This window comes from Streptomyces sp. NPDC025721, assembly GCF_055558595.1.
The window spans coordinates 216,519-240,633 of sequence record NZ_JBVHMF010000011.1; the positions used below are offsets into that span (position 1 = coordinate 216,519).

Consider the following 24,115-nt stretch of genomic DNA (forward strand, 5'->3'; position numbering starts at 1 on the left):
GATGGGCGGCCATGTGCGAACGGTTTGAGCTAGACGAGTTTGACGCCGTCGTGCGCGCGCACGGCCGGCGGAGACATCGCGTCCAGGGCGTCGAGTACGCGGATCGCGTACGCCTCGTCCGCGAGTTCGGAGACTTCAGATCGGGTGACCCAGCGCAGGGCGCTGGTCTCGGTGCCGGTGGAGGGCTCGCCGTCGATCGCCTCGCAGCGGAAGACGAGCGAGACGATCAAGCCGGTCATGTTCTTGTAGACCCCCGTGAGGGTGGCGGGTACGGCGATCTTGACGCCGGTCTCCTCCAGGACCTCGCGCTGGAGCGCGTCGGGGATGGTCTCCCCCGCCTCCAGGACTCCGCCGGGCGGTTCCCAGTGACCGTTGTCGCGCCGCCTGATCAGCAAGGCGCGACCGGCGTCATCGACGATGACCCCGGCGACGCTCACCGAGTGCGGGCGCTCGATCGGCACGTGCCTCATCCTCTCGGGTGGCTAGGCTGCCCACCGTAGCAACGAAGGTCGGCCACTCGTCTAGATATCCAAAGGAGTACACATGCCCGTTCTTCCCTCCGGCGTCCTGGGGACGCTGGACCCGACGAGCGACCGCGCGGTGTTCCGCCAGATCGCCGACCAGTTGCGAGAAGCGATCGACAGGGGCAAGTTCGGCGAGGGCGACAAGCTGCCCTCCGAGACGGAGTTGGTCGAGCACTACGGCGTCTCGCGGATGACCGTACGGAACTCGCTGTCCGTCCTCCAGGGCGAGGGCCTGGTGGTCTCCGAGCACGGCAAGGGCGTCTTCGTACGGCCCCGCCCGCCCGTGCGGCGGCTCGCCTCGGACCGCTTCGCCCGCCGGCACCGCGAGCAGGGCAAGTCGGCGTTCATCGTGGAGGCTGACGGTGCGGGCAGTCACCCCACCGTGGACAGCCTGGAGATCAAGGAAGAACGGCCGAGCCAGGACATCGCCACCCGGCTCGGTGGCCCCCGTCGCGTACTGGCCCGGCGCCGCCGCTATCTCCTCGACGGCCGCCCGGTCGAGTTCGCGACGTCGTACCTCCCGTTGGACCTGGCCCGTGGGACTCCCATCGCCGAGCCGAACCCCGGTCCCGGTGGCATCTACGCCCGACTCGAAGAACTCGGCCACCGCCTCGACCACTTTGAGGAGGAGATCCGCGCCCGGATGCCCGCCCCGAGCGAGGTCAAGACGCTTCAGCTCGCGTCCGGCGTGCCGGTGATCTATTTGGTCCGCACGGCGTTCGACACCGAGGGGCGTGCCGTTGAAGTCTGCGACACGGTGATGGCGGCGGATGCGTACGTGCTGGCGTACCAGCTTCCGGCCACGTGACCTGGGCGGACGGTGCGCGACACGGGCGGGGGCGGCCCAACTCTCGTGACTCGTACGCCTTCTCGGCAAACTCATATAGACGAGTAGCCAGGTTGTGCGGCACAGTGGTTCTCGTGCCCGGTTCTTCGGGTGCACTAGGCGACGCTTGTCTAGACGACTAGCTGTCATGAGTGAAGGGAAAGCGTCGCGTTCCATCCGTGTGGAGACATCGGCGGCAACGATCCTGCTGACCGAAGCTCCGGAGACGAAGATCAAGGACCGGCAGACCGGGGAGATCGCCACCGACGCGAACAGCGGTGAGCCGCTGATGACGGTCGGCGTGGTCCACGTCGGGGACGGGGAGTCCTCGCTGGTGAAGGTGACCATCCCGCAGAGCGGTGTGGGCGAGGGGCTGGCCCTCGGTGCGCCGGTCGCGCTGCCGGGACTGGTGGCCCGGCCGTGGGAGAGCACGTTCACCCCCCAGGTGGGGGTCTGAGTCCGATGTCGGACCTGATGACGCTGGTGGAGGTGGGTGGTGCCGTCACGGCTGTTGGCGGGGGCACCGCCTACCTGCGGGTTGAGCAACCGGCCGCGTACTGGTTCACCTCCTGCTTCCGCCAGCCCGCCGTGACAAGAACGCCAGCACCTGAGCGTGGTGCGCGGCCTTCCGTCCTTGCATCCCCTTGGCCGTTCGTGGCCCCAGGGGCGGCGATGGATGCTCAGGATGTTGTGGAGCCGTACCTCCAGCCTGCACATTGGCAGACTATTGCGATAAGGAAGGTATGTCCGAATCTCATCAAGTGAGTAAAATCGGCCGCCGAACCCAGTAAAGCCTCAGGTCATTTACTCTGCTCCCCGCGCCCGCGGGGCTGTTCCCATGTGCGTGGCCTGGCTGTACGCCCACAGCGGCTGCTCCCCGCGCCCGCGGGGCTGTTCCCTGTCTCCGCTCGCCGGTACCGCGTACGCCCAGCTGCTCCCCGCGCCCGCGGGGCTGTTCCCCCGAACCCGACAAGCCCGAGACCCGAAAGCGCCTGCTCCCCGCGCCCGCGGGGCTGTTCCCTGCGGCGCCGCCGCCGTGGCCGCCGGAGCGGACTGCTCCCCGCGCCCGCGGGGCTGTTCCCTCGACCAGGCCGGTGGCCAGTTGGGACAGCCTCTGCTCCCCGCGCCCGCGGGGCTGTTCCCGTTCGTCAGCGCGGACCGGGTCGCGAGCGCGCCTGCTCCCCGCGCCCGCGGGGCTGTTCCCGCGGTCCGTGCCCGTCCTCAATGTGGACCCGTCTGCTCCCCGCGCCCGCGGGGCTGTTCCCCGAAGTGCGCCGCGTCCAGGGCAGTTGCCCAACTGCTCCCCGCGCCCGCGGGGCTGTTCCCCGTTCGTGGTAGCGGCCGACTTGCAGGGCCTCCTGCTCCCCGCGCCCGCGGGGCTGTTCCCGCCCCGTGCACCCTGACAGTGCGCACCAGCAGCTGCTCCCCGCGCCCGCGGGGCTGTTCCCCTCGCCGTCGACATGGATGCGGCCGGGAACGTGTGCTCCCCGCGCCCGCGGGGCTGTTCCCTACGCGAACAAGGTCATCCGCGCCGAACCGGTCTGCTCCCCGCGCCCGCGGGGCTGTTCCCGTGCCCAGGGGCGCGTCGGTGTCGGTGAAGCTCTGCTCCCCGCGCCCGCGGGGCTGTTCCCCTGAGTCACATGACCCCGGACCTGTCCGATGCCTGCTCCCCGCGCCCGCGGGGCTGTTCCCAGGATGGCGTCCTGTCCGAACATGCCCGCGATCCTGCTCCCCGCGCCCGCGGGGCTGTTCCCTGGAAGAGCGCCCGTCTCCAACACGGGTGGTTCTGCTCCCCGCGCCCGCGGGGCTGTTCCCCCACACAGAAGGGGGACCGCCGTGTCCATCCGATGCTCCCAGCGCCCGCGGGGCTGTTCCCAGGAGACCGGCTCCGTGATGACGGAGTAGGCACTGCTCCCCGCGCCCGCGGGGCTGTTCCCAACGTGCACGACCCCAGCACGGGCGACACCTCCTGCTCCCCGCGCCCGCGGGGCTGTTCCCTTCCTCCTGCGCCAGGCGCCCGAGCGGGTCGTGCTGCTCCCCGCGCCCGCGGGGCTGTTCCCCATGAGGCGCAGGTCGTATCCGCCACGGAAGGCTGCTCCCCGCGCCCGCGGGGCTGTTCCCGTGCCCTTCGCCGGGAGCGTGACCACCAGGCCCTGCTCCCCGCGCCCGCGGGGCTGTTCCGTGGCACCGCTGCCGATCTGGAGGGGCGTGCCGCTGCTCCCCGCGCCCGCGGGGCTGTTCCACAGGGCCGGGGAGTTGAGGCGTCTGTGGGTCGCTGCTCCCCGCGCCCGCGGGGCTGTTCCCTACACCGAGACCACCGTCTACCAAGTCGAGATCTGCTCCCCGCGCCCGCGGGGCTGTTCCCCGTGCCGCCGACGCTCCTGCGCCCACGTTCACGTGCTCCCCGCGCCCGCGGGGCTGCTGCTCGGGGTGGGAGGGCGTTGGTTCTGCGCCCGTGTCGCGGTCATGCGTGTGGGCGACCTGTGGTCGGGGCGTCGTCTTCTTGAGAGGAAGGGCCAGGCTCTTCGTAGGAAGGAAGCGGCGCGAGTCTGTATGGCCGAGCGGTTTTGAAGGCCGTCGTGGCAGCGATGTCACCGTGGGTTCAAATCCCACAGCCTCCGCGGTAGGTAGTGAACATGCAGGTGGGGTCGGGCCTCGATGCGATCGGGAGCCGGCCCCACCTTTTGTGTGTCCGTCGCGCTCCCTGTGCCGTCGGTTTCTGGTGGTGATCGGAAAATGGCTGAAAAGGGGCAGGAACGTTTTGGCGCTTGGGGGGACTGGGGGGTGGAGGGGGTGGGGGGTGCTGGTGGGGGAAAGGTGGGGGATGGGGGGTTTGTCGACAGATCGTCACGCTTGCGGGGGAAAAGAGGGGGAGGGGCGGGTTCGGGAGGGGTGGGGTGGGCAACTCTGGTCTCGGCGACGCCGCTCGAAGAAGCAAGACGGCACCGCGGTCGGCCAACCGCGGTGCTCCGGATCGGACCGGGCTTCCACAAGTCCGGACAGTTCAACTAGTCCCGCAACATGTCCCCTTGGAGGGAACACCATGGCAAGCATCCGTACCGTCCGTGCCCTGGCCGCCGTTGCCGCACTGCCGCTGGCGGCCGTGCTGTTCGCCGGCACGGCCTCGGCAGACGACGGCGCGTTCGCGGGTGGCCACTCGAACGCGACGGTGGTGAGCAACTCCGGCGGCAACGTGGGGGGTGGCAACTTCGGCAATGTGACGACGACGCAGCAGGCGGCCACCGGGGCCGGGGCGTCGAACCAGAACAACACGGCGAGCGTGGCCGGTTCCGGCTTCACCGCCATCCACCAGGACAACGTCAGCATCCACTTCGCGCAGCTCTGGTGACCCGCGCCGCGGGTTCGGCGGCGGCGTGAGGGGGCGCCCCGCCACTCCTGACCGGTGACGCGTACGCGCGGCGGCACGCCATGTGCCGCCGCGCGCACGCGTTCCACGGCAGGATGATCGAAGCGGGGAACGGCGAGGACGGTGAACGGTGGGCAGGAGTACGGCGGACGGCGTGACGCTGCTGGTGGTGGGGTCGGCCAACGCGGACCTGGTGGTCAGGGTCGACCGCCACCCGGCACCCGGCGAGACGGTGCTCGGTACGTCGGGCGTGGCCGTGCACGCGGGCGGCAAGGGAGCCAACCAGGCTGTCGCCGCAGGCCGGTTGGGCGCGCGGGTGGGTTTCTGCGGGCGGGTCGGGGCGGACGCGTACGGGGAACGGCTCACCGCCGAACTGCGGTCCGCCGCCGTGGACACGACCGCGCTCGGCACCGAGAAGACGGTGCCCACCGGCATCGCGCTCATCACGGTCGCGGCCGACGGCGAGAACGCGATCGTGGTCGTACCGGGCGCCAACACCGCGCTCACGGCGGCCGAAGTGACCGCCGCGGTCGGGCCGGCCGTGCGCGTGGTGTCCGCGCAGTGCGAGGTCCCGATGGACGCGGTACGGGCCGCCGCCCGCGCGGCCGAGCGGCACGGCGCTCGCCTGGTGCTCAACCCCTCACCGCCCGAAGCCGTCAGGGACGATGCCGAGTCGGGTCAACTCCTGTCCTGCGCAGACCCGTTGGTGGTCAACGAGCACGAGATGCGCGTCCTGCTCGGCGCGGCTTCTGCCGCGGAGGCCGACCCGCGTGACCTGCTCCGGCTCGGTGTCCGGTCCGCCGTCGTGACCTTGGGCGGCGCGGGCGTGACCGTCGTCGAGCGCCAGGACGTAAGCGCGGGCGGGCGCGAGGACGTAAGCGGGGGCGTACGCGAAGACGTGAGCAGGGACGTGCGTGCGGGCGTACGCGAAAACGTACGCGCGGACGCGGAGCCGCCTCGGGGGCGTACGACGCGGCTGCCCGCCGTCCCGGTCGAGGTGGTCGACACGACCGGTGCGGGTGACGCCTTCACCGGGGCGCTGGCCTGGCGGCTGGCGGAGGGGGACGGGCTGGTCGAGGCGGCGGGCTGGGCGGTACGCGTCGGGGCGGCGGCGGTCGGCGAATCCGGCGCCCAACTTTCGTCCACAGCCTGTGGAAAACTTCTGGCCGAGAGTGAGGGAGGTCGCGGGCCGGGCGGAAAACCCGCACAAGAGTCCGCCCCCGCCGCTGTCCCCGGACCCGCGCCCGCCTCCGGGCCCGCGCCCGCCTCCGGGCCCGCCCCCGCTCCCGGGCCCGCCCCCGCTCCTGGGCCCGCCCCCGCTCCCGGCACGGAAGAGCCCCCGGCCTGAACCCGCCACCCCCGCACGCCCATTGACAACAGCCGCCCTCCCGACCGAATCTGACGGACAGTCAGATTGTCGAGGGAGGGCGACGCCGCCATGGACGGATCGGACGGAACGGCAGAAAACGACCCGCTCCACGCCGAGTTGCGCCGCTACGAAGGCACCCCGGCCGCCACGGGCGGCATCGGCAAGGACCCCGTCAACGCCCCGATGATCCGCCACTGGTGCGAAGCCCTCGGCCACCCCGTACCCCCCGACGGCACCGCGCCCGCCACCATGCTCCAGGTGTGGACGATGGGCGGCCTGTCCGGCCACGAGGGACGCACTCCCGGCTACGACGACCTGCTCGGACGGCTGGACGAGGCCGGTTACGCGGCCGTCGTGGCGACCGACTGCGAGCAGGAGTACGTGGCGCCGCTGCGGCCGGGTCAGCGGGTCACCTTCGACGCGGTCGTCGAATCCGTCTCCCCGCGCAAGTCCACCAAGCTCGGGGCCGGTTACTTCGTCACCACCCGCACCGAGGTCCGCGCCGACGGCGTCCTCGCGGGCACCCACCGCTTCCGCATCCTCAAGTACGCACCCGTGCAGGCAACTTCGGCGCGGGACCCGGCTCCCGCCCCCGCACGTACGAAGTCCGCGACCCGCCCCCGCCCGGTCGTCAACCGCGACAACGCCGCTTACTGGCAGGCCATCCGCGAGGACCGCCGACTCCTCATCCAGCGCTGCACCGCCTGCGGCACCCTGCGCCTGCCGTGGCTCCCCGGCTGCAACGCCTGCGGTTCCCCCGACTGGGACACCGTCCCCGCCTCCGGCACCGGCACCGTCTTCTCGTACGTGGTGATGCACCACCCGCCGTTCCCGGCCTTCGATCCGCCGTACGCGGTCGCGCTCGTCGAATTGACCGAGGGCGTACGGCTGTTGGGGAACGTCATCGGCGTCCCGTACGACAAGGTCCGGATCGGCGCGCCCGTCCTGCTCGACTTCCTGGACGCGGACGACAACCTCACCGTGCCGGCCTTCCGCGCCGTCGACACGGAACCCGCCGATAGGGGACCCGCCGACACGGGACCCGCCGACACGGAACCCGACAGTACGGTCACCACCCCTGAAGCGGAGGCCCCCGCATGACCGCCGTCGGCGACACCCTCCCGCCCCGCCGTATCGACGTCACCCACACCCTCGTCGTCGCCGGGGCGCTGGCCACGCGCGACTTCCAGGACGTGCACCACGACCCCGAACTCGCCCGCGCCAAAGGCTCTCCCGACATCTTCATGAACATCCTCACCACCAACGGCCTGGTCGGCGGTTACGTGGCCGCGCACTTCGGCCCTGACGCGGTGACGACGGCGGTACGCATCCGGCTCGGCGCGCCCAACTACCCCGGAGACACGATGGAGTTGACGGGTACGGTCACGGCAGTCGCGGACCGGACGGCGACCGTCGAGGTGGTGGGCGTGAACGCGCTCGGCCGGCACGTCACCGGCACGGTCACCGTGCAGATCCCGCAACTCCCGGAGGCGTCATGAGTGTTCGGCGGCGGGACGCGCTCGGCGGGCGGGCGGCCGTCGTCGGGATCGGGGCGACGGAGTTCTCGAAGGACTCCGGGCGCAGTGAGTTGACGCTGGCCGTCGAGGCGGTGCGGGCGGCGCTGGACGACGCGGGGCTGACGCCCGGGGACGTCGACGGCATGGTGACGTTCACCATGGACACCAGCCCCGAGATCACGGTGGCGCAGGCGGCCGGAATCGGCGAGCTGTCCTTCTTCTCGCGCGTGCACTACGGCGGCGGCGCGGCGTGCGCGACGGTGCAGCAGGCCGCGATGGCGGTGGCGACCGGGATCGCGGAGGTGGTGGTCTGCTACCGGGCCTTCAACGAACGCTCCGGCCGCCGGTTCGGCTCCGGCGTCCTCGGGCGCGAGCCGTCGGCGGAAGGGGCGGCGCTCGGCGTCAACCTGCCCCCCGGTCTGCTCACCCCCGCCTCATGGGTGGCAATGTCGGCAAACCGATATTTGTCCGTCTACGGACTGGAACCGTCGGTTTTCGGCCATGTCGCGGTCGCCGACCGCAGGCACGCGGCGAACAACCCGGCCGCGTACTTCCACGGCCGCCCGATCACCCTCGCCGACCACGCGGCCTCGCGCTGGATCGTCGAGCCGCTGCGGCTGCTCGACTGCTGCCAGGAGACCGACGGCGGCCAGGCGATCGTCGTCACCTCCGCGGAGCGCGCCCGCGACCTGCGGCGCGCACCCGCCGTCGTCACGGCCGCCGCGCAGGGCGCGGGGCGCGCGCAGGAGCAGATGACCAGCTACTACCGGGACGCCGACGACCTCGCCCGGCTGCCCGAAATGGGCGTGGTGGCACGGCAGTTGTGGCGCACGAGCGGCCTCGGTCCGGCCGCCGTCGACGTGGCGGTGCTCTACGACCACTTCACGCCGTTCGTGCTCATGCAGTTGGAGGAGTTCGGCTTCTGCGGGCCCGGCGAGGCGGCGGACTTCGCCGCGGACGGCGGCCTGGAGATCGACGGCCGCCTCCCGGTCAACACCCACGGCGGCCAGCTCGGGGAAGCGTATCTGCACGGCATGAACGGCATCGCGGAAGCCGTGCGCCAGGTGCGCGGCAGCAGCGTCAACCAGGTCGCCTCCGTCGGCCACGCCCTCGTCACGGCCGGCACCGGCGTCCCCACCTCGGGCCTGATCCTGTCGGCGGACGGGGCCTGAGGCGGGTACAGGGCACAGGGTGCGGGGCCTGAGGCAGGCACAGGGCGCGGGGCACGGGGTTCCGAAGGTCCGACGGTCCGAAGGTCCGGGGGCCCGGGGGGGTCGGGGTCCCGGACCCCCGGAGGGAAGGGTGGCGGCCGACCGGCCCAGGCCGTCGGCGGCCGCCGGAATCGTGTCAGGCCGTCGGAATCGCGCGCGTCGGGCAGTAGTCGGGATTCGGCGCGTTGAACCAGGCGTCGCCGCTGAACGCGTTGTACCGACAGGACAGCTCGGCGTGCGGGCTGTAGCTGCACACCAGCCAGCCCTGCCCGTACGTCCACACGTACAGACCGTGCGCGCCGTCGTTGAGGAAGTAGGGGCACATGTATGGGGTGGGCGGGGTCGACGCCTGAGCGGACGGGGCGGTGCCTGCGACAAGCCCTGCGGCGGCCAGCGCCACGGCGGCGCCCGCGGCGGCGATACGAGCACGGAGCACGAGAAGGTCCTCCCTACTGGGCCACGCGGTCGACGCCGAAGCGGCCCCGCTCGCGTGGGTGCAAATAGCGACGGGGTGACCGTAGCAATCCGACGCCATCATGCAAATAACCCACGTACTACGGTAATTTGCGTATCAGGCCCGCGTGTCGTCGGCGTATCCGAGTGCCGGGAAGCGCGCACGCGCAGCCGAGCGCGGTAGCGGGTCAGCAGGTCCGGGAGGGGGGAGGGACGGCCCCGACCTCGGGTCCGGCGCCAGGCCCGGCGGAGCCGACGCGGCGGCAGTGCCCGCCGCCCGAGCGGTTCGGGGCCCGTACGGCCCGACCCGGCGGCGTGTCTCCGCCCTTGCGGGCCGCCCGCCACGTTGACTCGGCGAATGACCGAAACAAGTAGGTTTATCCGTTACGCGCACCGCGTGCGCCGTACGCGCCGCACTCGTTACGTCCTCGCCGCCGCGCTGACGCTGACCGGTCTGCTGTTTCCCGCGGTGTCGGCCGTCGCCGACAGCGATGTCCCGGCGGCCAGCGCGGGCCCCGCGAGCGCGGGGGCAGCGGCGGCCGACGGGCACATCGACCCCGTCGACAACAGGACGGACCCCGCCGGCTGGATCGCGGACGCCGAAGCCCAAGCCGCGGCCGCCGAAGCCCAGGCGTCGGACGACGGCCAAGCCTCGGACGACGGCCAGGTTCCGGACGGCGCCCAGGCTCCCGACGACGCCCAGGCCCCCGACGAGACCGGATTCCCCGGCACCGACGACGCGTCCGACGACGCCGCCACCTTCCCCGAGGACGCCGCCGTCGCCCCGCGCGTCTTCAAGGGCCGCGGCTTCGACACCTGCCAGGCCCCCGACCTCGCCACGATGCGCGCCTGGCGCGCCTCCTCCCCGTACCGCGCCGTCGGCATCTACTTCGGCGGCCGGGCCCGCGCCTGCAAGACGCAGCGCAATCTGACGAACAACTGGGTACAGCAGACCACCGCGGCGGGCTGGAGCCTGCTGCCGATCTACGTCGGTTCGCAGAGCCCCTGCGTAAGAGGGTCTAACAAGAACCCGTTCCGCATCGACCCCCAGCGGGCGACGGCCCAGGGCACGAGCGAGGGCGCGGACGCGGCGAAGGCCGCGGGCGCGCTCGGCATGAAGCGCGGCAGCGCGCTCTACCTCGACATGGAGGCGTACGACCTCAGGAAGGCGAGCTGCGCGAACGCGACGCTGTCCTTCGTACGCGCCTGGGACCGCCAGGTGCGGGCGCGCGGTTATGTGCCCGGCTTCTACAGCAGCGCCGACTCCGGCATCGCGCACATGGAGAAGGCCCGCAGGGCGGGTACGTCCGACCTCCCGGGCGCCATTTGGTACGCCCGCTGGGGCGTCGCCCCCACCCTCACCGCCGAACCGGTCCTGCGCCCCTCCGCCTGGGCCTCGCACAGCCGCATCCACCAGTACACGGGCGCCGTCACCGAGACGCACGGCGGTCACAAGCTGTCGATCGACCGCGACCTGATCGACGCGCCGGTCGCCAAGCTCTGAGCGCCCGCTCCTGAGCGCCCACCTCCTGAGCGCCCCAGTCGTGAGCGCCCCCTGCTGAGCGCCCACCTCCTGAGCACCGGTCCGAGGCCGGTCCGAGCTTCCCGGACGCTCGGACCGCGCTGACGTACGACCACGGGCTGACGCCGAGGTCGTACGGGGCTGACCCGGGGATGACACCGGGACCGCCCCGGGGCGGACGTCAGGGCCGACCCCGGCGCGGCCCGTGGCGGCGACGGCCGCACGCGTACGGCGATGCCCCCCCGCGTACGGCGACGGCCCCCCGCGTACGGCGGCAGCCCGCACACGTAAAGCGGCGGTCCGCCCGTACGGCCACCAGGGCAGCGCCCGTACGGCGGCCACGGGCCCGCTCAGGGACCGTGTCCGCCCCCCGGACCCCGCTCTTCTCCGGAGGAACCCCTGCGGGACCCCGACCCCCGGCTCCCCCCTCGGGGGGTGGGGACAACCCCCGTCCTACGACCTGAGAGTGATCCCGCTTCGGCACCTGCGGCCGATCCGCCACGGGCATGTCGGCTCCTAACGTGAAGCCATGACCACGCCTGTGTGCACCAGCGCCAATACGACGCAGTTCACGGCCTACGTCCGGACCAAGGGCCCGACGCTGCTGCGCACCGCGCGCTCCCTGACCCCCAACCCTTCCGACGCCGAGGACCTGCTCCAGACCGCCCTGACCAAGACCTATCTCGCCTGGGACCGGATCGACGACCACCGGGCCGTCGACGGATACGTCCGCCGTACGCTCGTCAACACGCGCACCTCGCAGTGGCGCAAGCGCAAGGTCGACGAGTTCAGCACCGACGAGGTGCCGGAGCCCGCCGCGACCGGCGCCCCCGACATCACCGAGCAGCAGGCCCAGCGGGACGCGCTGCTGCGCGCGGTCGGACGGCTGCCGCCGCGCCAGCGGGCGATGGTCGTCCTGCGGTACTACGAGGACATGAGCGAGGTGCAGACGGCGGAGGCGCTGGGCGTCTCGGTCGGCACGGTGAAGAGCGCGGTCTCGCGCGCCCTCGGCAAGCTGCGCGATGATCCGGAGCTGGAGCTGTGCGTCGCCTAGGGCCTGTCCGGGCCCGGGGGCGGGCGTCGCACACATCCCCACGACACGTGCCACGCCGTCCGGCGGGCCGCGCCCCGGTCCCCCCGACCGCCGCGCCGCCCGGAACGAACCGGCGGCAATACCGCGCGGGGTAGTGACGTACCGATCGGTATGCACGCAGAATCGCGAGGACATTACCCTCGCGTAGCCGCCGGAGGCCCCCTGTGCTGAGCACGATGCAGGACGTACCGCTGACCGTCACCCGCATCCTGGTCCATGGGACGCTGGTCCACGGAAAATCGCAGGTCACGACCTGGACCGGGGAGGGTGAGCCGCAGCGCCGCTCCTTCCGCGAGGTCGGTCTGCGCGCCGTCCGGCTCGCCAACGCGCTGCGTGACGGGCTCGGGGTCGCCGAGGGCGACCGGGTCGGGACCCTCATGTGGAACAACGCCGAGCACCTTGAGGCGTACTTCGCGATCCCCGCCATGGGCTCGATCCTGCACACCCTGAACCTCCGGCTGCCCGTCGAGCAGCTCACCTGGATCATCAACCACGCCGCCGACCGCGTGATCCTCGTCAACGGCTCGCTGCTCCCGCTGCTCGCGCCCCTGCTGCCGCGGCTCGACTCGGTCGAGCACGTCGTCGTGGTCGGCCCCGGCGACCGCTCGGTGCTGGACGGCGTACGTCCCTCCGTGCACGACTACGAGGAGCTGCTGGACGGGCGGCCGACCACGTACGCCTGGCCCGAGCTGGACGAACGCAGCGCCGCGGCCATGTGCTACACCTCCGGCACCACCGGCGACCCCAAGGGCGTCGTCTTCTCGCACCGGTCGATCTACCTGCACTCGATGCAGGTCAACTCCACCGAGTCGATGGGGCTCAGCTCGCACGACACCTCGCTGCCCGTGGTGCCGATGTTCCACGTCAACGCGTGGGGGCTGCCGCACGCCGCCTTCATGTCCGGCATCAACCTGCTGATGCCGGACCGTTTCCTCCAGCCCGGCCCGCTGGCCGAGATGATCGAGAGCGAGCGCCCCACGCACGCCGCCGCCGTCCCCACCATCTGGCAGGGGCTGCTCGCCGAGCTGACCGCCAAGCCGCGCGACATCACCTCGCTCAAGCAGGTCACCATCGGCGGCTCGGCCTGCCCGCCCGCCCTGATGAAGGCGTTCGACGAGCAGCTCGGCGTACGCCTGTGCCACGCGTGGGGCATGACGGAGACGTCGCCGCTCGGCACGGTCGCGCAGCCGCCCGCCGGGGTCACCCCCGAGGAGGAGTGGGCGTACCGGATCACCCAGGGCCGCTTCCCCGCCTCCGTCGAGGCCCGGCTGATCGGGCCGGACGGCTCCGTCCAGCCGTGGGACGGCGAGTCCGCCGGTGAGCTGGAGGTGCGCGGGCCCTGGATCGCCGCCGCGTACTACGGCGGCGTCGGCGAGGAACCGGTGCGGCCCGAGGACAAGTTCAGCCCCGACGGGTGGCTGCGCACCGGTGACGTCGGCGTCATCTCGGACGACGGTTTCCTCACCCTCACCGACCGGTCCAAGGACGTCATCAAGTCCGGTGGTGAGTGGATCTCCTCCGTCGACCTGGAGAACCACCTCATGGCCCACCCGGACGTCGCCGAGGCCGCCGTCGTCGCCGTCCCCGACGAGCGCTGGGGCGAGCGCCCGCTCGCCACCGTCGTCCTGCGCGAGGGCGCCACCGCCGACTACGCCGCCCTGCACGACTTCCTCGCCGGGCGCGTCGCGCGCTGGCAGATCCCCGAGCGCTGGGCGATCGTTCCGGCGGTGCCGAAGACGAGCGTCGGCAAATTCGACAAGAAGGTCATCCGCAAGGCGTTCGCCGAGGGCGAGTTGGACGTCACGCAGCTCTGACGGTGTCCCGGCCGGGGGGTGGTGAGCCCCCGGAGTGCGACCGCTTGGCGACGGGCGGCTCCTACGAAGTGACCGTCCTTCGTACGCCTGTCGCCACGGCGGGCCGTGCCGCTTCGCAAACTTTCCCGGTTGCGCAATGATCAGGTAAAACGATCTGCTGGTGCGGCGGGAAGAGCCTGGTCGGCTCGGCGGACGCCGCTTTCGACGCGCCCTCGGCCAGGACGGACACGGGTACTCCCATGACGCACCGATGATCAGCGACGGCAGGTCCGAGGGTGCGCCTGACGGCGGGTCCGGCGGTGTGCGCGGCGGCGGGTCCGGCGGTGTGCCCGAAGACGTATCCGCCGACGTATACGGCGGCGGGTCCGATGGCGGGTCCGGCGGCGGGTCCGATGGCACGTCGTACGCCGGGGGCGCCGCGCGCCCGTGGCTCGCCGCCGACGCCCGCGGGTGGCGGGCGGCCGGGCCCAGGGCGGCGTGGGTGCGGCCGACGCTGCCCGCCGTGGTCCTGCTGGTCGCCGTGTTCGCCGCGGTCCTGATGAGTCCCGACCCCACCTGCACTCCGCAGGCGCCCTGCGGCGAGGAATGGGTGGACAAGACCGGCACGATGCTCTTCCTGCCCCACCTCGTGTGCCTGTTCTTCCTGCCGGAACTGGCCGTCCTGACTGCTCCGCTGCTCCTGCTCTACCTGGCCCGGCCCGGCCAGTGGGAGGGCGGGGCCGGCGAGAAGGTCGCGGCCGCGGTGGTCGTCGCCGCGCTGTGCTGGGGCTGGATGGCCGTGGCGCAACGGCTGCGGGCCCGCCGCCGCCAGCGCGCCCTCATCGCGGAGGCCGCCGGGGGCGTCACCGCGTCCGCTCCCATGCCGGACGGCATCGAGCCGGGGCAGCGGGGCCTGTTCCGGCGGGTCGCCGGGCTGATCATGTGCGCGGTGGGCGCCGCCCTGATCGTGACCGTCGTCGTACAGGACCGGTCCGATGACCGTACCGCGCGAGTGGCCGTGGTCCGGGACGTTCCCGTCGTCGCCTACAACCCGGACGACTACCTGCTCACGGTGCGCATGCCCGACGGCTCCCGTCACCGCTTCGACGTGGACGGCGACTACCGGGACGTCGGCACCGTGACCGTACTGCTCCACGGCGACTGGGTACGGCTGGCGGGCGAGCCGTACCCCGACGACCTGTCCCACTTCCTCCGCCAGGCCGGCGGCATGGCCCTCGTAGGGCTCGGCCTCGCCTCGGCGCTCTCGGGGCAGCTCGCCCGCCGCCGCGTGCTCGCCCTCCGGCGCGGCCCGGTACCGGTCCTGCGGGCGCGCGCCCGGACGAGGGCGGACGGTTTCACCGAGATATACGGCGCCGATGGCCTCGGGCCCGAGGCCGTGCTGCACTACGAGCCGTTTCCGCACGCCCGTTCCGGCGTACGCGACGTCATCCTCTACGGCGCGCTCAGCGAGGACGGCGCCCTCGTCCTGACGTCGGCCGAGAGCGGCCCTGCCGCGAAGCCGTCCGTCGAGGTGTCCCTGTCCCCGATACGCGGCGGGCCGGCCGTCGACCACGGCGACGCGGGCTCGACGGCCGGGCGACGCGAGGCCGGACACCGTCAGGCCGCCGAGATCGACGTCCAGCGGGCCCTCGGCACCGTGGTGGCCGCCGCCGGGCCGGTGCGCTGGCACGCGGGGCCTGTCGCGCGCTGCGTCGGTGCGGTCATGCTCGTGACCGGAGCCGGAGCGGTGACGTCCGCCGCCGTCGGCGACTGGCCCTGGTCGCGCGTGCTCTGGTTCACCTTCGTGGCCCTCACCTGGTTCTACGGCGGCTGGTGCCTCATGACCTGGCAGATCACCGCGGACAGCGTCGGCCTGCGCGTCCGCGGCCTGCTGTCCTCCCGCGCCCGCCACATCCCCTGGGACGCGGTCGGCCACGCCCGCTACGGTCGCGGCGGCGCCCTGACCATCACGTGCGTCGAGGCCGACCCCGAGGGTTCCGGTGCCCCGGGCGGCTCGGACGAGGGTTCCGGTGCCCCGGGTGGCTGTGACGGGGGTTCCGGTGCCCCGGGTGGCCCCGGCCGTCACCGTGGCCTCGTCGGTTCCGAGGAGATCTCCCTCGGCGTGGTCGGCTGCCCCTTCGCCGAACGCCTCCTCAAGCGGCCCGGCCGTGCCGCCATCGCCGCCGCCGAGATCACCGCCATGATCCGCCAGCCTGGCCTCCGGCCCGGCCCTCCCGAACACCTTCCCTGACCCACGCCGCGTCTGCCCTGCCGGGGCGGGTGGTGACGTGCGCGCACGTCGTGGTTGAGCGCGCAGTTCCCCGCGCCCCTTGAAGGATCGGCTCGCCGTCTGGCCGAGAGGCGGTGCGGCCCGTTGGGGGCGCGGCCAGCCGCCACCGAATTGCCCCGCTGGGGCCGGTGGTGACGTGCGCGCTCGTTGTGGCTGAGCGCGCAGTTCCCCGCGCCCCTGAAAGCCCGTGCCTGGCCCTCGGCCGAGAGGCGGTGCGGCCCGTTGGGGGCGCGGCTAGCCCGCCGCCGGGCTGCCCCGCTGGGGCCGGTGGTGACGTGCGCGCTCGTTGTGGTTGAGCGCGCAGTTCCTCGCGCCCCTAAATGCCCGTGCCTGGCTCCCGGCCGAGAGGCGGTGCGGCCCGTTGGGGGCGCGGCCAGCCCGCCGCCGGGCTGCCCCGCTGGGGCGGGTGGTGACGTGCGCGCTCGTTGTGGTTGAGCGCGCAGTTCCTCGCGCCCCTAAATGCCCGTGCCTGGCCCTCGGCCGAGAGGCGGTGCGGCCCGTTGGGGGCGCGGCCAGCCCGCCGCCGGGCTGCCCCGCTGGGGCGGGTGGTGACGTGCGGGCTCGTTGTGGTTGAGCGCGCAGTTCCCCGCGCCCCTTGAAGGATCGGCTCGCCGTCTGGCCGAGAGGCGGTGCGGCCCTTCAGGGGCGCGGCCAGCCGCCACCGAATTGCCCCGCTGGGGCCGGTGGTGACGTGCGCCCACGCCGTGGCTGAGCGCGCAGTTCCTCGCGCCCCTAAATGCCCGTGCCTGGCCCCCCGGACGAAAGACGGTGCGCCCCGTCAGGGGCGCGGGGAACTGCGCGGGCAACCCACCACCGGCCGGTGGTCCGGGAACAGCCGATCTGCCCCGTTGGGGCGGGTGGTGAGGTGCGGGAGCGCCGGGGTTGAGCGCGCCCGCGCGGCGGCGGGCGCAGATTAGACACGGTCCCGCGCCCCTTGAAGGATCGGCTCGCCGCCCGGGGGAGGGAACTGCGCTGGGGCCGCGCCCCCAAAGACGGGGGACCTCCCCGGAGGGGTCAGGCTCCGATTTTGGCGAGCAAATCGACGATTCGGGCCTGGACGTCGGGGCTGGTGGAGCGCTCGGCGAGGAAGAGGACGGTCTCGCCGGAGGCGAGGCGGGGGAGCTCGGCGGGGTCGATGTCGGCGGAGGTGTAGACGACCAGGGGGGTGTTGTTGAGGCGGGCGTTGCCGCGCAGCCAGTCGACGATGCCCTGGCGGCGGCGCCGGATGAGCATGAGGTCCATGACGACCAGGTTGGGATGCATCTGGGCGGCCTTGGACATGGCGTCGGTCTCGGAATCGGCGTGCGAGACCTGCATGCCGCGCCGTTCGAGCGTGGCCGCGAACGCCTGGGCGATCGGCTCGTGGCTCTCGACGAGCAGAACCCGCGGGGGGTGCTGCTCGCTGTCGCGCGGGGCGAGCGCCTTGAGGAGTACGGCCGGGTCGGCGCCGTACGCGGCCTCGCGGGTGGCCTGCCCGAGACCGGCCGTGACCAGGACGGGCACGTCGGCCGCCGCGGCGGCCTGCCGTAGCGACTGGAGGGCCGTACGCGTGATGGGCCCGGTGAGCGGGTCCACGAAGAGCGCGGCGGGCGGCTCGGCGATCTGCGCGTCGACCTCCTCGCGGGAGCGCACGATCACCGGCCGGTAGCCGCGGTCGGTCAGGGCCTGGCGGGTGGAGGTGTCCGGCTCGGGCCACACCAGCAGGCGGCGCGGCTCGTCGAAGGACTCCTCCATGCGGTCGTCGGCGATGTCGGTGACGTCGACCGCGCCATTGGGGCCGTCCAGCGGTTCGGGGCCCTCGGCGGCGCCCTCCGCGGGCGCGCCTATGGCGTACGCCCGGCCGCCCGCCTCACGCGGCACCGGCGGCTGGGACTTCGGAACGGGATCGGCCGCCGGGACCGGCCGCAGCAGCGCCGTCTCGCGGTCGTCGTCGTCCGGCGCCGGGGCCTGGCCGGGGATCGCGGACCGGCCCGCGCCGCGCTGCGGCTGGGGTTCGGGGCGGCGGATGGGGAGTTGACCGCTGTCCGGGTCGGCCTGCGGGTGCTGACGGGCCTGCGTCTCGCCGCCGGGACCGTGCTGTTGCTGTTGCTGTTGCTGTTGCTGTAGCTGTTGCTCGGGCCGGCCGTTCTGCTCGGGCTGACCGTTCTGGACGGGCTGGCCGTTCTGCTCGGGCTGACCCGGTTGTACGGGCTGCGGCTGCTGCGGCGGGTTCAGCCTGCGGCGGCGGCCGGAACCGCTCGCCGTCACCTGCGCGGGCAGCCCCGACTGGGCCTGCACCGCCTGCGTCTGGGTCTGCGGATCGCCCGCCTGCTGCCCGAACGGCATGCCCTGCCCGAGCGTACGCACGCTTATGGCACGGCCGTGGCTGCTCTGCGACGGGTCCTGCTGTGGCGCCGGGCCGCCGCGCTGCGGGGACGGTCCCGCCGTACCCGGTCCGGCCGCCGACGCGGCCGGAGCCTGCGGCGGCTGACCCTGGCCGGGCGACGGCGGCTGCGAGGACGGCGCCTGCTGCTGCGACGGCAGCGAGGTCGACGGCTGCGGATTCTGCGGCGCCGCGGGCCACGCGGTCGGCTGCGGCTGCGGGGGCTGCTGCGACGGCGCGGGCCACGACCGTGGCGGTACGGGTCCTTCCGGCTCCTCGTCCGCCGCCTGACCCGCGCTCTGTCCGGGGCTCGGCCAGGTCTGCGGCTGCGGCTGCCGCGGCGGCTCGGGCGCGTGGCCCTGCTGCTGCGGTACGACGGCGGCGCCGCTGTCCGGCGCGGCGGTCTCGATGGCGCGGCGCGCGCGACGGCCGGTGCCCGCCTCGGGAGCGGAAAGCCCGCGCGGGTCCTGGCCGGGGCTCGGCAGAACAGGCGGCTGGACGGGCGGTTGGACGGCCGGCTGTACGGGCGGCAGGGCGTGTGGGACCTGGGCCTGCGGAATCTGCGGCTGCGGAAGGTGGGTCTGGGGGAGCGGGCTCTGCGGTAGCCCCGCCTGCGCCTGCGGAAGCTGGCTCTGCGGTAGCCCCGCCTGCGCCTGCGGAAGCGCGAACTGCCCCTGCGGAAGCGCGGACTGCCCCTGCGGGAGGGCGGGTTGACCCGCCGCGCCCCCGCCTCGTTCCTGCTCCTGGTCGTCGGTCCTGGCCCGCCGCGCCCTGCGGCCGGTGGGCTGCGCCCCGTCGGCGGGCGCGATCTCGCGCCCCGCGCCGCCGTTGCCGCCCGCGCTCCCGCCGTCCGGCTCGTCGCCGGGCCGACGCAGCGCGCGGCGCCGCCCGGTCGGGGCGGAGTCCTGGTCGGGCGCGGCCGGGATCGACCAGGGCGCGACCGCCGCCCCGCTGTCCGGCGGCGCCTGCCGCTGGTGCGGTGCCCGCCGTACGCCGCTCCCGGAGTCCGGCCCGGTGCCATTGCCCGCGCCCGGCGCCGCGTTCGACCCCTGCCCGGTGGTCCCGCGCATCGGCTCGGTCGGCAAGGGCATCACGGTGGTCTCGGACTCACGCGGCTGCTCCGACGCGTCGCCCGACCCCGACGTACCCGAGCCCGTACCCGTATCCGTACCCGTACCTGATTCCGTACCGCCGTCCGTACGGCCGTCCGTACGGCCACCCGTGGCCGATTCCGTACCCGTACCCGAGGCGTCGGAAGCGGCGGCCGAGCCGTTCTTCTGACGGGCGCGGCCGACCGGGACCTCCAGGACGTACGCGCTGCCGCCGGGCACCTCGTGGGTCTGGAGCACGCCGCCGTGGCGTTCCACGATGCCGCGGGCGAGCGGGAGATGGACGGGGTCGCCGCCCGCGTGCGGGCCGCGGACGTCGATCCTTATGACGTCGCCGCGCTGGGCCGCCGCGACCACGATCGTCGAGTCACCGGCGTACGCGATGGCGTTGCCCGCCGAGTCGACGCCCGCGACGTCGGCGACGAGGTGGGCGAGGGCCTGCGCCATCCGCTCGGCGTCCAGGGACGCCTCGATCGGCGGCGCGTGCACCGCGTACTGCGCGCGCCCCGGCCCGATCAGCTCGACCGCGCCCTCCACGGCCGCGGCCACCACCTTGTCGAGCCCGACCGTCTCGCGCCGCAGCTTGTCCTCGCCGCGGTCGAGCCGCTGGAAGGCCAGCACGTTGTCGATGAGGGTGGTGATGCGGGAGTAGCCGGCGGACAGGTGGTGCAGGATCTGGTTGGCCTCGGGCCAGAGCTGCCCGGCCGGGTCGGCGGCCAGGCCCGTCAGCTCGCCGCGCAGTTCGGCCAGCGGCCCGCGCAGCGAGGTGTCGAGCAGCGCGCCGAGTTGCAGTGCGCGGGCGGCGAGCGCGTCGTACGCCGTACGGTCGGTGAACGTCATCACCGCGCCGACGAGCTGGTCGCCGTCCCGTACCGGCGCCGTCGTCAGGTCCACCGGCACCGCGCGGCCGTCCTTGCGCCACAGCACCTGGCCGCGGACGCGGTGCTTGCGCCCGGAGCGCAGCGTGTCGGCGAGCGGGGTCTCCTCGTACGGCAGCGGAGAACCGTCCCTGCGCGAGTGGTGCACCAGCGGGTGCAGCTCCTTGCCGCCCAGGTCGGTCGCCCGGTGGCCGAGGATCTGCGCGGCCGACGGGTTGACGAGGACGACCTTGCCCGCGGTGTCCACACCGACCACGCCCTCGGCCGCCGCGCGCAGGATCATCTCCGTCTGGCGCTGCTGGCGGGCCAGTTCGGCCTCCGTGTCGAGCGTGCCGGTGAGGTCGCGGACCACCAGCATCAGCAGCTCGTCGCCGGTGTAGTGGGGCGGCTGGGGCTCACCGAAGTCGGCGTACGGGGTGCGCGGGTCCTCCAGATTGGCGCTGGTGACCTCGACCGGGAACTCCGTGCCGTCGGTGCGCCGCGCCACCATCCGGGTGGGCTTCGTGCGGGTGTCCTCCGCGGCCTCGCGCGGGCTGCGCATCGAGCCGGGAATGCGCTTGGAGTCGAAGGAGGGCAGCAGGTCGAGCAGGCCCCGCCCCACCAGCGCCGTACCCGGCGACTCGAACGTCTCGATCGCTATCGCGTTGGCGTTGACCACCGTGCCGTTGACGTCGACCAGCAGCAGCGCGTCGGGCAGGGCATCGAGTATCGAGGCGAGGCGAGCAGCGCCTCTGGATGGCCTGCTGCTCACGAGACGCGTCCTCCCTGTTACCGCACGTGCCGCACTGTCCTGCGCCGCCGTTTTCCCGCGCTGATGTCCGCTCTTGCTTGCGCTTTCGTTTCCGCTCTTGTGCTGCCAGCTCTCACGGGCGGGCGGCTTGTCACGGGCGGCCCATCTTGCCGCCACCCCCGGGACATGTCACTAGACCGAGTGTACGGGTCGGGCCCCCTCGCGCGGCCCCGGATGTCCATGTGCCCCTTGGGAGCGGGGTGTTCGGGCGCCGCGTTCGGCCGGGGGCGCGCGGGTGTGGCGTACGTCACGAACGTACGGTCGTGTCCGTCCGCGTACCTCCGGCGCTCGCGTCGGCGCTGTTCACCGCGTCGCTCGCGGTATTCGCGCCGTTCAGGCCGTTCGCGCCGTTCGCGGCCGGGAGCGCGGGCACCATCCGCTGCCAGCGCGACACCTCGCAGCCGTTCGTCCTGCTGTACTCCTCGTCGACCGTCCGGCCCCGCCACACGCCCGTCACGTGGGCCGTCTGCGGTCCCCCGTAGATCATCGAGCACATCTGCCCCGCGGGCACCGCACGCTCCGGTCCCCCGATCTCCACGAGATGCTCACACGCCGGGTCGGTCTCCTCCTTCGCCCCGGCGGGGCCGCAGTCGAGGGTGTACGTCCGCGGCTGGGCGTCGGGCGCCGCCGCGTACGTCACGGTCAGGCGGCTCTCCATCAGCCGCTCGACGGGGGTGGGGCGCGGGACGCCGACCGCCGCGGCGCCGTCGGCGGCCACGAGGGGCGCGGCGAGGGGCGCGGCCAGGGTGAGGAACGCGAGGACGGTACGGGTGCCCTGGGGTGCGCGGGCGCCCTTCGGGGCGCGGTTCCGCGTCGTACGGGGTGCGGTGGCTCGGGGGTTTCGCATGCGCCCCTCCCTACCCGTGCGGGCCCGCCCGCCCCCGCAACCCACTCCTTCGTGGGCGCGTCCCCGCACTACCCCTTTGCCCTGCCCACCGGCGGCCTTGTACCGTAGTCTGCGATTGGTCGCGGCCCGCACGGCTGTGTCATCATCTGCACACGCGCCCGCTCACCCGGGCACGTACCAGGAGGCGTCGCCTAGTCCGGTCTATGGCGCCGCACTGCTAATGCGGTTTGGGCTTTACCGTCCATCGAGGGTTCAAATCCCTCCGCCTCCGCCACCACCCCGGAGCCCCGCCCGTCCTCCACCGACGGCGGGGCTCCTCCCGTTCCACCCCCCGGCCCCACCCCATTCCCGCAGGTCACCCCGCCTCCCGGTTATGGATTTCACCTCCCGCCACACCTCATGTAATGTTGTTCCCGCAACGCCGACCGGCCCAAAACCCCGCGAAGCGCTCGCACTCGTAGCTCAACGGATAGAGCATCTGACTACGGATCAGAAGGTTGCAGGTTCGAATCCTGCCGAGTGCACCACAGGTCAGAGGCCCTGTGCCCCTTCGGGGGTGCGGGGCTTCTGTCATAATTTCTCACAATCGCCGAATGATCTTGCGTCAGCGCAACAGCTCGGCAGGCTTCTCCGAACCGGCCCGCAGTGACTGAGGGTCAGGGTGCACGTAAGTCCGCTTCGTGAACGACAGATCCGAGTGGCCCGCCGACGCCGACACGGAGGTTTCCGGGTGCCGGGCGGGCAGCGGGCGGGCCTCGAAGCTGGGCACCGGGTTGGCGTACTGACGGTGCTTCGGATTGAGGCTCACGACATCCTCGCTTGCAGGTCGCTCTGGATTCGGGTGGCTCGGAGCTGGCCGACGCCGTAGCGGTCCTTGAGTACGCGGATCGACGCCGCGCGGCCCTGCGGGTGGCAATCCGCGCCCACCGGTCACGGGTGATCTGCGCCGCGTCCCGCCCTCGCTGGGCCAGGCCGAACCGGGACAGCAGCCGCTCCCGCAGCTCCCCCCCGGTCACCACCCACACCAGCACCCTGGCGTACCCGGCACCCCGAGGGCGCCCAGGTTTTGCCGGGCCAACAGCGCCATGGAGAACAGCGCCACCTCGGCGGCGGCGAACATCACCACCCGCTCCGTACCGGACGCTCATGGGGTGCTCCGAGACGGGTCGGAAAGGCCCGCTACGGTGACAGCCATGGAAAAGCGGGGGGACGGGTCGCCGCTGAGCGCGATCAAGTGGGCGTTGGTCATCGGGGTGGTGCTGGCCGCGGGGGCGCTGGTGCCGATGCTGTGGGGCAATGCCACCTGGCCGCAGTCGCGGCACGCGCTCTGGGTCACCGTGCCGGTGCCGGTGGTGGCGGTGCTTGTCGTCAGGCTGGTGCTGCCCTGGCGCGAGCGGCGGGCGGCGCGGCGGGCGGCGGATCGGGCTGCGTTCACTTCGTCCTCCGGATCGAATGACCAGTGATTCGCGGCCGGGCCAGCAGCCCGGCGGTGAACGCCCACAGGACGGGCTGGCAGGCCACCCAGTGGGCGGCCGTGGCGGCGGGGTCGGCGCCTTGCCCGGCCAGGTGCGGGAACGCCAGCGCCAGGCCGAGCAGGGCACCGAGGACGATGTGTCTCATGACGGCTCACCCGCCCGGACGGCGTCGAGGCGGCTGCGGCCGGGACGATGCGCCGGGCGGCGTCCAAGGCGAGGAGCGCGGCACCGCGCTCGACCGCGTCGGCCAGCTCCCGCAGGTTGGTGGCGAACGCGACGGCGTCGGCGCGGTTGGTGGTCCGCAGCAGGCCGCGGCCGTCGTTGCCCTCCCAGATCACCAGGTGCGTGGTCCGGTCCTCCTCGGAACTGACGTTGACGACGAGCGTCGCGCCCGGCGTGGTGATGTCGGCGAAGGTCGCCTCGCACACCCCTTCCTGGTGCCATACGCCGCCGCAGCCGGGGATGCGGTGCTGGTCGACGGTCTGGTCTCGTGTCGGCCGTGGCGTTCGCGTGGCGGCGTGAGGTGACGGTCCGGCAGATGTGAAGAGGGGTAAGCACAGTCGGGGGCGGCGGGGGGTGAGCGACGCGCCGGGGGATGTGGTCTGAACGGGGCAAAAATGGTGTGAAGGTGTGTGAATAGGTCACATTATTCGTATCTATGACTTCGTTGGGCACGTACGTCCCCCTTC

17 protein-coding genes, 2 tRNA genes, 1 pseudogene and 1 CRISPR repeat array are annotated in these 24,115 nt (G+C 73.0%); of the genes and pseudogenes, 14 read left to right on the top strand and 6 right to left on the bottom strand.

Features of this window, described 5'->3' with window-relative positions; translation table 11 throughout:
• Nucleotides 1-29 precede the first annotated feature (29 nt).
• Nucleotides 30-437 carry an NUDIX hydrolase gene (locus tag ACZ4EF_RS18325; RefSeq protein WP_467505396.1) on the bottom strand — a complete coding sequence of 136 codons (408 nt, stop codon included), beginning with the start codon at nt 435-437 and terminating at the stop codon, nt 30-32.
• A gap of 106 nt (nt 438-543) precedes the next feature.
• Between ACZ4EF_RS18325 and ACZ4EF_RS18330 the strand changes: the two genes are divergently transcribed.
• The 7 genes and pseudogenes from ACZ4EF_RS18330 to ACZ4EF_RS18360 all read left to right on the top strand — a co-directional run bounded on the left by ACZ4EF_RS18330 (nt 544) and on the right by ACZ4EF_RS18360 (nt 8,775).
• Entirely contained in the window at nt 544-1,332 is a 789-nt protein-coding gene (locus ACZ4EF_RS18330) for a GntR family transcriptional regulator (RefSeq protein ID WP_467505341.1), read from the top strand.
• Nucleotides 1,333-1,498: 166 nt separating this feature from the next.
• Nucleotides 1,499-1,795, top strand: a pseudogene (locus tag ACZ4EF_RS18335) (SCO3933 family regulatory protein); the annotation flags it as partial.
• 364 nt (nt 1,796-2,159) lie between these two features.
• A CRISPR array of direct repeats spans nt 2,160-3,776; the repeat unit is 29 nt; unit sequence CTGCTCCCCGCGCCCGCGGGGCTGTTCCC.
• A gap of 617 nt (nt 3,777-4,393) precedes the next feature.
• Nucleotides 4,394-4,699 (top strand): hypothetical protein, encoded by a 306-nt coding sequence (locus ACZ4EF_RS18340; protein WP_355336560.1) that lies wholly within the window; start codon nt 4,394-4,396, stop codon nt 4,697-4,699.
• 148 nt (nt 4,700-4,847) lie between these two features.
• Entirely contained in the window at nt 4,848-6,065 is a 1,218-nt protein-coding gene (locus tag ACZ4EF_RS18345; protein ID WP_467505343.1) for a ribokinase, read from the top strand.
• Nucleotides 6,066-6,155: 90 nt separating this feature from the next.
• A complete protein-coding gene (locus tag ACZ4EF_RS18350) occupies nt 6,156-7,187 on the top strand; it encodes a bifunctional MaoC family dehydratase N-terminal/OB-fold nucleic acid binding domain-containing protein (RefSeq protein WP_467505345.1) in 1,032 nt (343 codons plus the stop codon).
• Nucleotides 7,184-7,585 (top strand): MaoC/PaaZ C-terminal domain-containing protein, encoded by a 402-nt coding sequence (locus ACZ4EF_RS18355; protein WP_391042189.1) that lies wholly within the window; start codon nt 7,184-7,186, stop codon nt 7,583-7,585. Before ACZ4EF_RS18350 ends, ACZ4EF_RS18355 begins: the two co-directional genes overlap by 4 nt.
• Entirely contained in the window at nt 7,582-8,775 is a 1,194-nt protein-coding gene (locus tag ACZ4EF_RS18360) for a lipid-transfer protein (protein WP_467348335.1), read from the top strand. The genes ACZ4EF_RS18355 and ACZ4EF_RS18360 overlap by 4 nt, the downstream gene beginning before the upstream one ends.
• 175 nt (nt 8,776-8,950) lie before the next feature.
• On the opposite strand, the gene ACZ4EF_RS18365 is transcribed toward ACZ4EF_RS18360, so the two are convergent.
• Nucleotides 8,951-9,250, bottom strand: a complete 300-nt coding sequence (locus tag ACZ4EF_RS18365; protein WP_355336556.1) for a hypothetical protein — start codon at nt 9,248-9,250, stop codon at nt 8,951-8,953.
• A gap of 375 nt (nt 9,251-9,625) precedes the next feature.
• On the opposite strand from ACZ4EF_RS18365, the gene ACZ4EF_RS18370 reads away from it, so the two are divergent.
• The 4 genes from ACZ4EF_RS18370 (at nt 9,626) to ACZ4EF_RS18385 (ending at nt 15,926) form a co-directional block, all read left to right on the top strand.
• On the top strand, nt 9,626-10,771 hold the full coding sequence (locus ACZ4EF_RS18370; protein ID WP_391042196.1) for a DUF1906 domain-containing protein: 1,146 nt from the start codon (nt 9,626-9,628) through the stop codon (nt 10,769-10,771).
• A gap of 547 nt (nt 10,772-11,318) precedes the next feature.
• On the top strand, nt 11,319-11,843 hold the full coding sequence (locus tag ACZ4EF_RS18375) for a SigE family RNA polymerase sigma factor (RefSeq protein ID WP_391126948.1): 525 nt from the start codon (nt 11,319-11,321) through the stop codon (nt 11,841-11,843).
• A 203-nt stretch (nt 11,844-12,046) separates the two neighbouring features.
• Nucleotides 12,047-13,696 (top strand): long-chain fatty acid--CoA ligase, encoded by a 1,650-nt coding sequence (locus ACZ4EF_RS18380; protein WP_355336553.1) that lies wholly within the window; start codon nt 12,047-12,049, stop codon nt 13,694-13,696.
• A 250-nt stretch (nt 13,697-13,946) separates the two neighbouring features.
• Nucleotides 13,947-15,926 (top strand): hypothetical protein, encoded by a 1,980-nt coding sequence (locus tag ACZ4EF_RS18385; protein ID WP_467505348.1) that lies wholly within the window; start codon nt 13,947-13,949, stop codon nt 15,924-15,926.
• A gap of 1,053 nt (nt 15,927-16,979) precedes the next feature.
• On the opposite strand, the gene ACZ4EF_RS18390 is transcribed toward ACZ4EF_RS18385, so the two are convergent.
• Both ACZ4EF_RS18390 and ACZ4EF_RS18395 read right to left on the bottom strand, forming a co-directional pair.
• Complete coding sequence (locus ACZ4EF_RS18390) at nt 16,980-21,065, bottom strand: response regulator (protein WP_467505350.1); 4,086 nt, start codon at nt 21,063-21,065, stop codon at nt 16,980-16,982.
• A 286-nt stretch (nt 21,066-21,351) separates the two neighbouring features.
• Nucleotides 21,352-21,951 (bottom strand): SSI family serine proteinase inhibitor, encoded by a 600-nt coding sequence (locus ACZ4EF_RS18395; protein ID WP_467505352.1) that lies wholly within the window; start codon nt 21,949-21,951, stop codon nt 21,352-21,354.
• Between the two features lie 180 nt (nt 21,952-22,131).
• Between ACZ4EF_RS18395 and ACZ4EF_RS18400 the strand changes: the two genes are divergently transcribed.
• Together ACZ4EF_RS18400 and ACZ4EF_RS18405 are read left to right on the top strand one after the other, a co-directional pair.
• Nucleotides 22,132-22,225 (top strand) — tRNA-Ser (locus tag ACZ4EF_RS18400).
• A 177-nt stretch (nt 22,226-22,402) separates the two neighbouring features.
• A tRNA-Arg gene (locus ACZ4EF_RS18405) sits at nt 22,403-22,478 on the top strand.
• A gap of 77 nt (nt 22,479-22,555) precedes the next feature.
• Here ACZ4EF_RS18405 and ACZ4EF_RS18410 read toward each other — a convergent pair.
• Complete coding sequence (locus ACZ4EF_RS18410) at nt 22,556-22,759, bottom strand: hypothetical protein (protein ID WP_467505354.1); 204 nt, start codon at nt 22,757-22,759, stop codon at nt 22,556-22,558.
• A gap of 385 nt (nt 22,760-23,144) precedes the next feature.
• Between ACZ4EF_RS18410 and ACZ4EF_RS18415 the strand changes: the two genes are divergently transcribed.
• Nucleotides 23,145-23,414, top strand: coding sequence for a hypothetical protein (locus tag ACZ4EF_RS18415; protein ID WP_467505356.1), 270 nt, complete (start codon nt 23,145-23,147; stop codon nt 23,412-23,414).
• On the opposite strand, the gene ACZ4EF_RS18420 is transcribed toward ACZ4EF_RS18415, so the two are convergent.
• Nucleotides 23,383-23,571 carry a hypothetical protein gene (locus tag ACZ4EF_RS18420; RefSeq protein WP_402710330.1) on the bottom strand — a complete coding sequence of 63 codons (189 nt, stop codon included), beginning with the start codon at nt 23,569-23,571 and terminating at the stop codon, nt 23,383-23,385. The two genes, ACZ4EF_RS18415 and ACZ4EF_RS18420, sit on opposite strands and share 32 nt — an antisense overlap.
• Nucleotides 23,572-24,115: the final 544 nt, after the last annotated feature.